This is a genomic window from Klebsiella sp. K4 (assembly GCF_014596785.2).
GTDB classification, from domain to species: domain Bacteria; phylum Pseudomonadota; class Gammaproteobacteria; order Enterobacterales; family Enterobacteriaceae; genus Klebsiella; species Klebsiella pneumoniae.
This window is the reverse complement of record NZ_CP115021.1, coordinates 81,216-94,825: the sequence shown is the minus strand read 5'-3', so window position 1 is coordinate 94,825 and position 13,610 is coordinate 81,216. Positions and strand designations below refer to the sequence as shown.

Annotated in this window: 14 protein-coding genes, 1 tRNA gene and 1 pseudogene; 11 read left to right on the top strand and 5 right to left on the bottom strand. The window is 53.0% G+C overall.

Annotated elements, in window-relative coordinates; genetic code table 11:
- Positions 1 to 3 precede the first annotated feature (3 nt).
- Complete coding sequence (locus IB144_RS00490; protein WP_149358929.1) at positions 4 to 1,398, bottom strand: glycoside-pentoside-hexuronide family transporter; 1,395 nt, start codon at positions 1,396 to 1,398, stop codon at positions 4 to 6.
- A gap of 292 nt (positions 1,399 to 1,690) precedes the next feature.
- On the opposite strand from IB144_RS00490, the gene IB144_RS00485 reads away from it, so the two are divergent.
- The 9 genes and pseudogenes from IB144_RS00485 to IB144_RS00445 all read left to right on the top strand — a co-directional run bounded on the left by IB144_RS00485 (position 1,691) and on the right by IB144_RS00445 (position 8,106).
- Positions 1,691 to 1,785, top strand: a tRNA-Sec gene (locus IB144_RS00485).
- 508 nt (positions 1,786 to 2,293) lie between these two features.
- Positions 2,294 to 3,244, top strand: a complete 951-nt coding sequence (locus tag IB144_RS00480; protein ID WP_023319350.1) for a retron St85 family effector protein — start codon at positions 2,294 to 2,296, stop codon at positions 3,242 to 3,244.
- Complete coding sequence (locus tag IB144_RS00475; protein WP_016161980.1) at positions 3,231 to 4,181, top strand: retron St85 family RNA-directed DNA polymerase; 951 nt, start codon at positions 3,231 to 3,233, stop codon at positions 4,179 to 4,181. The genes IB144_RS00480 and IB144_RS00475 overlap by 14 nt, the downstream gene beginning before the upstream one ends.
- Before the next feature lie 235 nt (positions 4,182 to 4,416).
- Positions 4,417 to 4,875 carry a hypothetical protein gene (locus IB144_RS00470; protein ID WP_016161981.1) on the top strand — a complete coding sequence of 153 codons (459 nt, stop codon included), beginning with the start codon at positions 4,417 to 4,419 and terminating at the stop codon, positions 4,873 to 4,875.
- 313 nt (positions 4,876 to 5,188) lie between these two features.
- Positions 5,189 to 5,476, top strand: a complete 288-nt coding sequence (locus IB144_RS00465; RefSeq protein ID WP_032412610.1) for a SymE family type I addiction module toxin — start codon at positions 5,189 to 5,191, stop codon at positions 5,474 to 5,476.
- A 241-nt stretch (positions 5,477 to 5,717) separates the two neighbouring features.
- A pseudogene (locus IB144_RS00460) lies at positions 5,718 to 5,972 on the top strand (DNA-binding protein); the annotation flags it as partial.
- 254 nt (positions 5,973 to 6,226) lie between these two features.
- Positions 6,227 to 6,694, top strand: coding sequence for a DUF3237 domain-containing protein (locus tag IB144_RS00455; RefSeq protein WP_002922963.1), 468 nt, complete (start codon positions 6,227 to 6,229; stop codon positions 6,692 to 6,694).
- Positions 6,695 to 6,806: 112 nt separating this feature from the next.
- On the top strand, positions 6,807 to 7,814 hold the full coding sequence (locus tag IB144_RS00450) for a zinc-binding alcohol dehydrogenase family protein (RefSeq protein WP_032440427.1): 1,008 nt from the start codon (positions 6,807 to 6,809) through the stop codon (positions 7,812 to 7,814).
- A gap of 1 nt (position 7,815) precedes the next feature.
- The gene (locus IB144_RS00445; protein ID WP_002922965.1) at positions 7,816 to 8,106 is read left to right on the top strand and encodes a putative quinol monooxygenase; all 291 of its coding nucleotides are present in this window, start codon (positions 7,816 to 7,818) and stop codon (positions 8,104 to 8,106) included.
- 50 nt (positions 8,107 to 8,156) lie between these two features.
- On the opposite strand, the gene IB144_RS00440 is transcribed toward IB144_RS00445, so the two are convergent.
- The gene (locus IB144_RS00440) at positions 8,157 to 8,855 is read right to left on the bottom strand and encodes a winged helix-turn-helix transcriptional regulator (protein ID WP_065888720.1); all 699 of its coding nucleotides are present in this window, start codon (positions 8,853 to 8,855) and stop codon (positions 8,157 to 8,159) included.
- A gap of 372 nt (positions 8,856 to 9,227) precedes the next feature.
- Here IB144_RS00440 and IB144_RS00435 point away from each other — a divergent pair, with 372 nt between their 5' ends.
- Positions 9,228 to 10,277: an NAD(P)-dependent alcohol dehydrogenase gene (locus tag IB144_RS00435; RefSeq protein WP_004901462.1), complete on the top strand. Its 1,050-nt coding sequence runs from the start codon at positions 9,228 to 9,230 to the stop codon at positions 10,275 to 10,277.
- Here the strand turns inward: IB144_RS00435 and IB144_RS00430 are convergent.
- Positions 10,274 to 11,227: a helix-turn-helix domain-containing protein gene (locus tag IB144_RS00430; protein ID WP_014906754.1), complete on the bottom strand. Its 954-nt coding sequence runs from the start codon at positions 11,225 to 11,227 to the stop codon at positions 10,274 to 10,276. The two genes, IB144_RS00435 and IB144_RS00430, sit on opposite strands and share 4 nt — an antisense overlap.
- A 21-nt stretch (positions 11,228 to 11,248) precedes the next feature.
- Positions 11,249 to 12,028: an MBL fold metallo-hydrolase gene (locus IB144_RS00425; RefSeq protein WP_014906753.1), complete on the bottom strand. Its 780-nt coding sequence runs from the start codon at positions 12,026 to 12,028 to the stop codon at positions 11,249 to 11,251.
- 165 nt (positions 12,029 to 12,193) lie between these two features.
- Between IB144_RS00425 and IB144_RS00420 the strand changes: the two genes are divergently transcribed.
- Complete coding sequence (locus IB144_RS00420) at positions 12,194 to 12,754, top strand: NUDIX hydrolase (protein ID WP_002922970.1); 561 nt, start codon at positions 12,194 to 12,196, stop codon at positions 12,752 to 12,754.
- Here the strand turns inward: IB144_RS00420 and IB144_RS00415 are convergent.
- Positions 12,744 to 13,598 carry a DMT family transporter gene (locus IB144_RS00415; RefSeq protein ID WP_002922972.1) on the bottom strand — a complete coding sequence of 285 codons (855 nt, stop codon included), beginning with the start codon at positions 13,596 to 13,598 and terminating at the stop codon, positions 12,744 to 12,746. The two genes, IB144_RS00420 and IB144_RS00415, sit on opposite strands and share 11 nt — an antisense overlap.
- Between the last annotated feature and the right edge of the window lie 12 nt (positions 13,599 to 13,610).

The window sequence follows — 13,610 nt, the reverse complement described above, 5'->3', positions numbered from 1 at the left end:
CTCTTAGTTTTGCCATTCTTTGTCGATCGGGGCGGCGGTGAAATCTTGTTCGTTGCGACGCGCGCCCTCGGCCAGCTCGGCCATCATTTTTTTCAGGAACGGCGTTTTCAGCGTGTAGTAGCGTTTGGCGATCACCGCGCTCAGCAGGTAGCACACCGCCGGAACGAGGGTGAACAAGGCGATAATGATGGTGAGGGTGGCGCTGTTCTGGGTTTTAGCGGCGGCGTCATAGCCGCCGCCGGCCAGCATCCAGCCGATCAGCGCGCCGCCCAGCGCCAGCCCCAGCTTGAGCACAAACAGGGTGCCGGCGAAGCTGATGCCGGTCAGGCGTTTGCCGTTGCACCATTCGCCGTAGTCGACGGTGTCGGACATCATCACCCACTGGATTGGCGTCACCAGCTGGTGCAGTACGCCAATGATGAAGATAAAGACGAACATGGTGATTTCGGCGTCCATCGGTACGAAGAACATCGCCACGCTGAGCACCGCCAGGAGGGCGTTGGTCCACCAGAAGACGCTGACTTTGCATTTCCAGTCGGTCAGCGGTTTCGCCAGCGCCGAGCCAATCAGGTTGCCGACGCAGTAGGTCGTGAGGAAGACGGTGAACAGCGCCGCCGAGCCCATGATCCAGGTGGTGTAGTACATCATCGCGCCGCCGCGAACGCAGACCGCGAGGATATTGAGGATGGTGAGCACGCCGACCACCCGCCACTGGTCATTGCGCCAGATATCGCGCAGGTCTTCACGCATCGAGGTACTGCTCGGCGGCGCTTCGACACGCTCTTTGGTGGTAAAGAAGCAGAAGGCCAGCATCAGGAAGGCAATTACCGACAGCACCGCGATGCCCCCCTGGAAGCCGAGCGCTTTATCTTCGCCGTCGATAAAGTTGACCAGCGGCATCATCAGCACGGTGGAGAGCATGCCCCCCGCCGTCGCCAGCACGAAGCGCCAGGACTGCAGCGAAATGCGCTGCGTCGGGTTGTCGGTGATCACGCCGCCCAGCGCGCAGTAAGGGATATTCACCACGGTGTAGAGCAGGGTCAGCAGCGTGTAGGTCACGGCGGCGTAGATCAGCTTGCCGTTGTGGCTTAAATCCGGCGAGCTGTAGGCCAGCACGCAGACGAGGCCGAACGGGATAGCGCCGAAGAGGATCCATGGGCGGAACTTACCCCAGCGGCTGCGGGTACGGTCGGCAAGCAGACCCATACACGGGTCGGAAATCGCGTCCAGCGCGCGCGCCAGCAGGAACATGGTGCCGACAAAGCCGGCGGGGATACCAAAAATATCAGTGTAGAAAAACATCATATACAACATGACGTTATCAAAAATAATGTGGCTGGCGGCATCACCCATGCCGTAACCAATTTTCTCTTTGACGGACAAAATGTGATCTTTCATATGCGCACTATTCCCTTAGCGGCACCGAGGGTTGGTACCGGTTACGGTTTTTGTAAACCTTTGCCGCACTAAGATGAATTGCGATATCTCGTTATCAGATTACGTTTCTTGTTTTCTGTGATCGCGGTAGGGAATCAGGGAATGAAAAAGTGTAACTCACGGATTTTGTGAGGATTTGTCCAGGACTGTTCTGTAAAGTCCAGTTTTAACAGTAAAAAAGTGCGTTTAGGTATGTGGTAAACGGCTGAAAGTAGCTATAATGCGCCCCGCCTCCATGTAGCAATCGAGGCGCGGAAGATCGTCATCTCCGGTGAGGTGGCTGGACTTCAAATCCAGTTGGGGCCGCCAGCGGTCCCGGGCAGGTTCAACTCCTGTGATCTTCCGCCAATTATCATCTCATCACGTCCGAAAAAGTCATTTGAAACCCTAATTTTCAGCACAGGGTGAACAATCGACTGGGCACTCTTCACCATTTGATCACCTCTTAACGCAATGAAATTATTATATAAAAATGAAAGCTGAACAGAGTGAAAAGTAAAAACCAAATAAACGTTTTACCTTCTGTCACCTGACCTGGCGCCTCCCGAGTAAAGAATTTTGGTATTCAAACTTTTTCTACTCCAGCGCTGGGATAAAAGAAAATCACTTCACATCAATGGCCTTCCTCTTGAATCCTCTTCAGATTTATGAGAGCGTTACAGAGCCAAACCTAGCATTTTATGGGTTAATAGCCCATCGGGCCATGAGTCATGGTTTCGCCTAGTATTTTAGCTATGCCCGTCGATCAGTTCGCTGAGCGGCGGCTGGGGGCCACCGATCAGCGAACTGATCGACGTGCTCAAGTAGGTTTGGCTCTTCTAGCCCTCAACCATCTAGGCGCATAAGGATATTCTCGATGCTGACTCAGTTAAAAAAAAATGGTACTGAGGTATCCAGAGCAACCACGTTATTTTCATCATTCGTTGACAAGAACAAAGTAAAATGCCCTGGTAATGTAAAAAAATTCATCTTTCTGTGTGGTGCTAATAAAAAAAATGGAGAGCCATCAGCGAGGCGACTGGAATTAATAAATTTTTCTGAACGGTATTTAAGTAATTGCCATTTTTTTCTTGCTGAACTAGTTTTCAAAGAGTTAAGCACAGATGAGGAATCATTATCTGATAATTTATTAGATATCGAAGCTGATTTATCAAAATTAGCCGACCATATTATCATTGTTTTAGAAAGTTATTCTTCCTTTACGGAACTTGGTGCATTCGCATACAGCAAGCAATTACGCAAGAAATTAATAATAGTTAACAATACAAAATTTATAAATGAGAAATCTTTTATAAACATGGGACCAATAAAAGCTATTACTCAGCAATCTCAACAATCTGGTCATTTCTTGCATTATAAGATGAAAGAAGGGGTTGAAAGCATAGAGCGCTCTGATGGGATTGGTGAAATTTTCGATCCATTATATGATATTCTTTCAAAGAACGACAGAGCAATTTCAAGAACTTTAAAAAAGGAAGAGTTAGATCCCTCCAGTAACTTTAATAAAGACTCAGTACGCTTTATTCATGACGTGATTTTTGTATGTGGTCCTTTGCAACTCAATGAACTTATCGAAATAATCACAAAAATTTTTGGTACAAAAAGCCATTACAAAAAAAATCTTCTAAAGCATCTTGGTATGCTAATGGCAATTAGAATAATATCATGCACAAATGGGATTTATTATTCTTTGTATAAAGAATATTATTTTAAATATGACTTTGACATTGACAACATATCATCAATGTTTAAAGTTTTTTTCCTCAAGAACAAGCCAGAAAGGACGAGGGTATATGAGAATATATAGCCTAATTGACTCACAGACATTGATGACAAAGGGATTTGCTGCTGAAGTAATGCGATCACCTGAGCCACCAAAAAAATGGGATATAGCTAAGAAAAAAGGAGGTATGAGAACAATTTATCACCCATCATCAAAAGTTAAACTAATTCAATATTGGTTAATGAATAATATTTTTTCAAAACTGTCAATGCATAATGCTGCATATGCATTTGTTAAAAACCGTTCAATAAAAAGCAATGCTTTATTACATGCCGCATCAAAAAATAGATACTATGTAAAAATAGATCTCAAAGATTTTTTTCCTTCAATAAAATTTAGTGATTTTGAGTATGCATTCACTCGTTATCGAGATCGCATTGAATTTACACCCGAATATGATAAAGAGTTACTACAACTTATAAAAACAATATGCTTCATATCAGATGGCACCCTCCCTATCGGGTTTCCTACATCTCCAATAATTGCAAACTTTGTGGCAAGAGAACTTGATGAAAAACTTACGCAAAAACTAAATGCAATTGATAAACTTAATGCTACTTATACACGATATGCAGATGATATTATTGTTTCTACAAATATGAAAGGGGCTAGTAAATTAATACTTAATTGTTTTAAAAACACAATAAAAGAGATTAGGCCTGACTTTCAAATAAACATTAAAAAAATTAAGATCTGTAGTGCTTCGGGAGGAAGCATAGTAGTTACCGGCTTAAAAGTTTGCCATGACTTTCATATTACATTACATAAGTCAATGAAAGATAAAATAAGATTGCATCTTTCTCTTTTATCAAAAGGGGTATTAAAAGATGAAGACCACAATAAACTTTCCGGTTATATTGCTTATGCAAAAGATATAGACCCCCATTTTTATACAAAACTGAACAGAAAATACTTTCAAGAAATAAAAATGATTCAAAATATTCACAACAAAGTTGAATAACCCTATTATTTTGGTTGCAACCTAGCAAGAATATGGAATAAAGCGCGAACAACATAGGGTTTCTAGAATGAACTACAATCTTGAGAATGTGTATATATAAACGTATAATTTATTCTCAATCTAAGATAGAATGCGATAAAATCATCCCATTGGCGGAAATTTACCACTCCTAAATCTCCACCAAAATGTTCAACTTCATTCTTATATTAGAGTGTTCGATAAGAGATTATATTTTATGCTGCCGGAATTTTTAAAATATGGGTACCTTGGTCTTTTAGCTATTATAATAGTACTTTCTTATAGAATAATTATAAATGGCAATAATAAAAACCATAAAACATCAAGAGTCATTTATATTTTACTTGCTTTTTCTTTAATTAATTTCTTAAGTGGTTTTATGGGATACATTTGGGCCTCAAAGGAACTCGAGGTTGCGGCAAAAAAAGCGACCACTGCATCAGTTTTAGATACACACATACGTAACATCACTAAAAAACATGAAGACGATATGCTCCCTTTACAGCTTGCTTTAAAAAGTACTGTAGACAATTTAAAAGTCTCGTTACTAGAGAGTACCAGGAGTCAGTATCTCAATGAAATAGAACGAATCAATAAAGTTATTCGTGAAAGAGAAATTATTTTCTCAGAAAACATAAACAATCTTAAAAATAACATATCAAAAGAAGTCGATTAATATTTGACTGCCGAAATTCCTTTTACCTTCAGTTATCCCTTTGGTTCAATGTTTCTTTTTTTGAGACTCCCTCGCCAGTTCCTTTAACCAACTGGCGAGACTTACCCCTCCCTCTGCCGCCACGGTATCAAGTTGTCGCTTTAATGCTGGGTCCATGCGCATTTTGAACTGTGGAGACAGTCCGCCACCTTTTGTTTTTCTCGCGCGATATGGTTGACATGGGGCCATCTAAATGCATCTTGTGCAAGCAACGCTCCGATGTGCGGGAATACAACCGGAGCGTCTAACCTCACCAACAATCAAGGAGTTGATTATGGCTGATTTGCATTCTACCCCAGATATCACCGTTAGCGGAACCGAGCGTCGGTTGCTGGTTGGCTATCGACCCAATGGCCGGGATATCAGTACACCAAGTCTTCCCCTTTCTGGCAAGTGGCTACGCGAAGCGGGATTCGGTACCGGGAAGCCGGTCACGGTTAAGGTGATGGATGGCTGCATTGTGTTGTTACCGCTCAGCGATAAAGAAGAGAAGCTAACAGCCGAATTACGGCATATTCAACAATCTTTGAAAAGCGTCAACAGCACACTGCAACATGCCTGATAGCGCGAACAAGCCCCGGGTGGCGGCTGACGCCTTACCCGGGCTACCGAACGGCGCAGAAACGTAGCCCTGCTAAGCGCAGCGCGAGCAGGGATATCCACCGGATTGCGGCTGAAGTCTTAATAACTTCACTTTCCGGATCGCCCCCCGCAAACGCGCCAGATTAATCGTTCGTCTAATGAAATTTATGCCCCGCTCCTGACATACTCTACCGTTGTGAACAGGTTGACCCGGAGACCATATGGCAAAGGAAACTATAACGTCGTCCCCAGCAGGTGAATTCATTATGTTTGCCAGTAGTGATGGGGAAGTGCGCGTTGAATGCCGCTTTGAGCAAGAAACACTATGGCTCCCTCAGGCAACTATCGCCAGCCTTAATCAAGTCACCCCCCAAGCCGTTACACGGCATATTAAAGCGATCTATGAGGAAGGCGAGCTTGAGCAAAACGCAACCTGTGAGTCTTACTTACAAGTTCAACAAGAAGATAGCCGTCAGGGATCAGTTCCGGCAATTTAACGACCGTGATGTTTTGCAAGGCGCAGGTAAAGTCAGTAAAAAATGGCCGATGAAACAGCACCTAAAAAGTAGCCTAGGATACCCCACAGCCACTCCCTACCAACCTGAGCCCCCCAAACTCATCATCCCAGCCAATCATTTTCATCCAAACCCTGCGTTATTTTGTCTCTCGCAAACCCGTTACACTGGCGCAAAGGCCGCGTGCCGTTGCCAACCGAAACAGGAGAGCCATGATGACCCCCGAACTGAGACACTGTTTTTCCATTACCATCCAGGTTGATAAACCGATAATCGTTTCCCGCAGTCCGCAAACCGGCAAGCGTCAGCTGATCCCGATTGTCGGCGGCAGCGTCTCGGGTCAACTTCGCGGCCACGTGCTGCCCGGCGGCGTCGACAGCCAGATAATCGAACCCGACGGCACCTGCAGGCTGTCCGCCCGCTATGCCCTGCAGGTGGCGGAAGGCACGGTCTATGTGGAAAACAATGGCATCCGCCGGGTGCCGGCCCAGTATCATGACCAGCTTTTCGCCGACGATATGCGCTTTTTTAGCGATATTCCGCCAGAAGCCATCTATTTTCGCACCGTGCCCACCTTTGAGGTGGATGCTCCCGCGCTCAGCTGGCTAACCACCTCGCTGTTTATCTGCGCCGGTGGCCGGACCCAGGATGGGGTGATGCTCGACTTCTATCAGGTGGGCTGATTTTCACTTTCTGCATATAACTGTTATTGCCGTTAGCCCGTTTTTCCCCTCCCGGCAGCGGTCTACGATGGCTCCATCTTTTCATTCACCCGAATCACAGACCGGAGCAGTTATGAAAGCTATCGCCATTACTCAAGCCGCCGCTGACGGCAACAACATCCCTTCTTTAACCGAGATCGACCTGCCGATCCCCACCGCCCACGGGCGTGATCTGCTGGTCGCTGTGAAGGCTATCTCGGTCAATCCGGTAGACACCAAAGTGCGCGCCGGCTTTCAGGGCGACACGCCGCGGGTGCTGGGCTGGGACGCCGTTGGCGTGGTGCAGTCCGTCGGTGAGGAAGTGACGCTGTTCGCGCCCGGGGACGAGGTCTGGTACGCCGGCGCGCTGGGCCGGGCCGGCAGCAACAGTGAATATCAGCTGGTGGATGAGCGCCTGGTGGCGCACAAACCGCGCATCCTCGATAATGCCTCCGCCGCCGCGCTGCCGCTGACGGCGATCACCGCCTGGGAGCTGCTGTTTCACCGTCTCGGCGTTGAGGAAGGCGGCAATGCGGGCGACACGCTGCTAATCGTCGGCGCGGCGGGCGGCGTGGGGTCTATCCTGACCCAGCTGGCCAGTAAACTGACCGCCATGACGGTGATCGGCACCGCCTCGCGTCCGGAGAGCCAGCAGTGGGTCCGCGAGGCGGGCGCGCACCATGTGATCGATCACAGCAAGCCGCTCGCCGACGAGCTGGCGCGCATTGGTATCACGTCGGTAACCCATGTCGCCAGCTTGACCAATACCGAGCAGCACTTCAACGCGCTGATCGACGCCCTCGCCCCGCAGGGCAAGCTGGCGCTGATTGATGACCCGGAGACCCTGGACGTGGTGCCGCTGAAAGCGAAAAGCCTGTCCCTGCACTGGGAATTTATGTTCACCCGTTCAATGTTTGAGACGGATGATATGATCGCCCAGCATCAGCTGCTCACCCGCGTGGCGGCGCTGATCGACAACCACACTATCAAAACCACCCTTGGCGAACACTACGGCGCCATCACCGCCGCCAATCTGCAGAAAGCGCATCGCCAGCTGGAAACCGGACGCGCCGTCGGCAAGATCGTGCTGGAGGGGTTTTAAGATGATATCGCTTATCGCCGTGCTCAAGGCGAAACCGGGCCAAACGGACGCCCTGCGTCAGGCCCTGCAGGCGCTGCTCCTGCCGACGAGACAGGAGCCGGGCAACCTCGACTATGCCCTGTTTCAGCTGCGCGACGCGCCGGACACCTTCTATATGCGCGAGGCGTGGCAGGGACAGGACGCCCTCGATGCCCATGTCGCGATGCCCTATTTTCAGGCGTTTATGACGCAGATGGAGTCTCTGCTGGCTGAGCCGCTGCGGCTGGACTTTCTGACGCCGGTTGAGCCTTAGCCCACCGGCTGACGAGGGGTGGGAAAATCACGCCCCTCCGCCGCGCGGGTTTAAAAGTGGGCGGGAAGCGGGTGGGCGATGGTCCTCAGCACACCGCGATGGATCGTAATATAGTCACCTTTACGCAGCTCCGACAGAATCGACATAATGCGGCTACGCGACAGGTTGGTACGGCGCTGAATAAAGCTCAGGACGTTGATTTGGCGACGATATGCCTCCGGATAGTCCGCCAGCTCTGTTAGCAGGGTTCGCACCATCAGATAAGAATCCACCCCCACCATCTCCTGCGAACGCATGCTCAACACCATCAGCCGCTGCGCCAGAACATGGGCCATCTCCTGCCACAGGTTTTGCGCATTGAGGATCTCGACCGCGGCCTGGTGTCCTATACAGCGTCCGCGCAAATCTGTCTCAGCAAACAGAGAGCAGTGGTGTTTTTCCGGAATACCGTTAAAGACGCCGTAACCATCGATTAATCCCAATAGCGAAGGGGCAAATATCGTTGATATCACCATGTTGTTTTCCGCATGGCATAGCGAGGCAATCCCCTCTTCGAGCAGAATTAATCCGGATTCAGCCTGGGTCGGCGGAAAACGATAATAGGTCGATCGCGGCAGCGCAAAGGGTGAGCTGGCGGGCAGGAACGCAGATAACAGGGATTCCACCGCGAATAACGGCTTTGTCTGTCTTCCGTAATAAAAAGACGGTAACGCCTGGTCAGTAGAGAGGCTGGCTGCAGGGATCGACATGGTTTTTATGCCATCAGGTCAGGTTGAAAAAGTGATTCGTTGAGAATCATAGTATCAACAGGTGAATTAACGAATAAAAGACAAGACGTTACGAGGATAAAAAGAGTGTAAGCATCATTATCTGCAATAACTATTTATCTCTATTTTACAGGAATAAAAAATACGATGAGCCTTAATTACCTATAAGGCTTAGCGGCGATAAAGATAAGGCCACCTTATTATTTACTGCGCTGGCTAACGCCGCGCCTGAGGGTTTCTCTACCGCTTTCCCCCTCGCATCTCGGCCAGTCCAGGCTACGCTTATCGATGCCACTGACCACCCGCATTCCCCTCCCGTTCTATTGAGTCCATTCATCAAGAAGAGGTTTCGCTATGCTGATCAACGCTATTGGTACCTACTCCGCCAGCCAGCCGCTGGAATCAATGGCCATCACCCGCCGCGACCCGGGGCCGCAGGATGTACAGATCGCCATCGCTTACTGCGGCGTCTGCCACTCCGATCTCCACCAGGCGCGATCGGAATGGGCAGGAACGCTGTATCCCTGCGTGCCGGGGCATGAAATTGTGGGTCGGGTGACCGCGGTCGGCAACGCCGTCTCGCGCTACGCCGTCGGCGATCTGGTGGGCGTCGGCTGTATGGTCGATAGCTGTCAACAGTGCGAAGAGTGCGCCGAGGGGCTGGAAAACTACTGCGACCACATGGTGCTGACCTATAACGGGCCGACCCAGGACGCGCCGGGACACACGCTTGGCGGTTATTCACAGCAGATAGTGGTCAATGAACGCTACGTGCTGCGGATAACCCATCCCGAAGCGCAGCTGGCCGCCGTCGCGCCGCTGCTGTGCGCTGGGATCACGACATACTCGCCGCTGCGCCACTGGCACGTCGGGCCGGGTAAAAAAGTCGGCGTGGTCGGCATCGGCGGCCTGGGGCATATGGGGATCAAGTTGGCCCATGCCATGGGGGCCCACGTGGTGGCCTTTACCACCTCCGAATCCAAGCGTAATGCGGCCAGAGCGCTGGGCGCCGATGACGTGGTGGTGTCGCGCAACGACGACGAAATGGCGGCCCACGTCAAAAGCTTCGACTTCATCCTCAACACCGTGGCGGCGCCGCACAATCTCGATGCCTTCACCACGCTGCTGAAACGTGATGGCACCATGACGCTGGTTGGCGCCCCGGCCACGCCGCATCCGTCGCCGGAAGTGTTCAATCTGATCTTCCGCCGCCGGTCGATTGCCGGCTCGATGATCGGCGGTATTCCGGAAACTCAGGAGATGCTCGACTTCTGCGCCGAACACGGCATCGTCGCCGATATCGAACTGATCCGCGGCGATGAGATCAACGAAGCCTGGGAAAGAATGGTCAAGGGTGACGTGAAATACCGCTTCGTGATCGACAGTGCGACCCTCGCCGGCTAAGCGCCGCGACGAAAGGTACGCCGCCATTCCGTCGGGCTGACGCCAAAGCGCGCTTTAAACTGCTGGCGCCAGGTGACCGCTGAAAGATAGCCCACCGCCTCCGCCACCTGCTCGACCGGCAGATCGCCCGCCTCAAGCAGAGTTTGGCTGCGGCGCAGACGTTCGGCGGTCAGCCAGTCGGTAATGCTCATCCCGGTTGCCCGGGCGAAGTGGCGGGTCAGGGTACGGCGGCTCATCGCCACCACCCGGGCCAGCGAATCGAGACTGTGCGGCTCGGCAATATGCTGCTGCAGATAATCCAGCAGGCAGTTGATTCGCGCATCGCGGGTGTTTTTCGGCACCGGCTGGGCGATAAACTGCGCCTGGCCGCCCTCGCGGTGCGGCGAAACAATCATCCGCCGGGCGATCTGGTTGGCCGCGAGGCTGCCGAAACGCTGGCGGATGATGTAGAGGCAACAGTCCAGCGCCGCCGCGGTGCCCGCCGAAGTAATGATCCGCTGGTCGTCGACGTACAGGGCGTTGATATCCAGCTGCACCTGCGGAAACCGGCGCTGGAAATCCTGCTCGAACTCCCAGTGAGTCGCCGCTCGCCTGCCATCCAGCAGCCCGGCGTAGCCGAGGACAAACGCGCCGAGACACAGGCCGACAATCTCCGCGCCGTTATCCCGGGCCCGCACCAGGCTATCAAGCAGCGCCTGCGGCGGACGCCGATCGACCTCGCCCCAGTAAGGCACCACCACGATATCCGCCTGTTCCAGCGCGGCGAAATCGCCGGTGGCGTACAGCGCAAAACCATCGCGGGCGCGCAGCAGCCCCGGCCGCTCGGCGCAAATGTGCAGATTAAAGCGTTTGATTTCCGAAACCGAATCGCCAAACAGCATGCAGGGGACGGCGTAGTGAAACGGGCTAAAGCCCTCTACAGCGACAATCGCCACGTCGGTGAGTTTCATCGTCCTTTCCCCTTGCGCATGTTAATAAACCACGGTTTCCCCATCCTGCGGGATACTCACCACATCGGCAATCTGATTATCCAGCGCATACTGGCGCATCTCTTCCCGGCTCACCAGACAGTGGTTGACCGCCTCGAGGTGGATAGCCATGATTTTCGCTTCCGGCAGGGTGAAGTGCACGTTCAGGAGATCTTCCTTGCCCATGATAATCGGGCCAAAGCCGATGACGTGGGCGTAGCCGGCGTTCAACACCACCACGTCCGGGCGCAGCTTCAGCAGGTCGGCTGCAATGTCATCGCGCCAGATGGTATCCCCCATCAGCCACAGCGTCTTCTCCTGCGGATGGCGAAACACCACGCCGCAGGCCTCGCCCAGGCGTTCAGCCATCGCCGGCACCGCGTAGGTGCGGTCGCTGCCGTGTTGGCCGGAGGTGGTTTTCAGCAGACGCACGCCGGCAAATTCGCTGTCTGCCGACAGCAGGCGCAGATCCTGAAATCCCTGGCTGCGCAGCAGCGCGGCGTCGGCCTCATGCTGGACGAACACCGGCAGGGTTTTCGGGATCGCGGCGATCGCCGCCGCGTCCCAGTGATCGTCATGGGTATGGGTGACGATCACCGCATCAACGTCGATAATTTTATCGCGGGAAAACGGCAGCTCAACCAGCGGATTGCGCAATTCGCTGCGCGCGGTGCCCGGAAAACCCGGCCAGGCGCCTTTGTCCGCCAGCATCGGATCGATGAGAAATCTTTTCCCGGCGTAGTCAATAATCTGGGTCGCATTACGGATGTGGGTGATGTTCATGTTGGCGTTCCTCTGGGGTCATCTGACGAACATCGTACTGAGTCCCCGCCTGGCTCAACAGGGGCGTTTGGGCAATGATCGATGAAATCGGGCCAACCTGCGGCGGTTGCCATCCGCCTCCGGCTATGTTGTTCTTAAGGCTCAATTTTTGACAGGAGTGGCAGGATGAAAAAGAAACTGACCGCCGCCGATATGCACGACCCGCAGGTCATCGCCGAGACGCCGTGGTTCAGCATGCGTAAGGTGGGTATTGATGTCGCCCCCGGCGAGCGCCGCGACTTTTATTCCATTCATTACCCGCGCCCAGCGGTGGGGATTGTGGCCATCCAGGATGAGAAGGTGCTGCTGATTCGCCACTACCGCTACCTGATCGATAAGGTGGTGTGGGCGATCCCTTCTGGCGGCGTCGATGAAGAGGAAGACCCGGCGGTCGCCGCGCTGCGCGAGCTGCGGGAAGAGACCGGCTGGCAGGCGCAACGCGTTGAGGAGATCATTCGCTTTAACCCCTCCTACGGCAGCAGCGATCAGCTATTTATCACCTGGCTGGCCACCGGTTTACGCTGGGTGGGGATGGATGCAGATCAGGATGAGGTGATGGAGACCGGCTGGTTTACCTTCGACGAGATAAACCAGCTGATCGCCCGCGGCGAGATGCCGGACGGGCTGTCGCTGGTGCCGCTGCTGCAGCTGATGGCGCAGCGGCGAAGCGGCTCGCTTACGGCTTAAGCATCCGCCAGCGGAACCACAGCTGGGCCACGAGGATCAGCACGCCGCCGATAATCTTCTGCAGCGGCAGCTGTTCGCCGTACCACAGCGCGGCGGCAATGACCGTCAGCAGCGGTTCGAGCACCATGATGATCGCCGCGCTGGCCACCGCCGCGTACTTCTGCCCCTTCATCTGCAGACCGAAGCGCAGGCTGGTGGCGATGACAATGCTGGCCACCAGCCAGCCGAGAGTCGGCAGGGTCATCGGCTGGTCCCAGCGTTCAACGGCAGCGGAGATGGTCAACCCGACGATACCGGTGATCGCCAGCTGCACGGTGGTCAGGGGGATCAGCGGTACTTCACGCGCGCAGCGGCTGGTGTAACAGAACCAGATCGACTGCACCAGCGCCGTCAGCAAAAACCAGCCCTGGCTGGGGTGGAAGGCTATCGGCATATGCAGACTGAGCAGCCCCAGGCCTACCACCGCGATCGGCAGGCACTCCCACCAGGCGCGAGGCGGGCGCACCTTCATCATCACCCATGCGGTCAGCGGGACGAACATCATCGACAGGCTCATGATAAACGCCCCTTCGCCGAGCGACGCCGTCGTGGAGACCGAATAGATCCACAGGCAGAGGTTGAGCGCAAACCAGAGTCCGCTGATGATGAGTTTTGGCCAGTGCTGCTTTTGCGGGCGAAAACCGCGGCAGAACGGCAGCAGAAGCAGCGCGGCGAAGAAAAAACGCAGCCCAAGAAACGCGAACACCGGCATGCCGGCGATCGCCTCGCGGGAAAATATCCAGCCGCAGGCGGCAATCACCGTCGCGGCAATCAGCAGCAGGTCAGCCTGCCGTTGGCGTACCATACGCACCTCTCC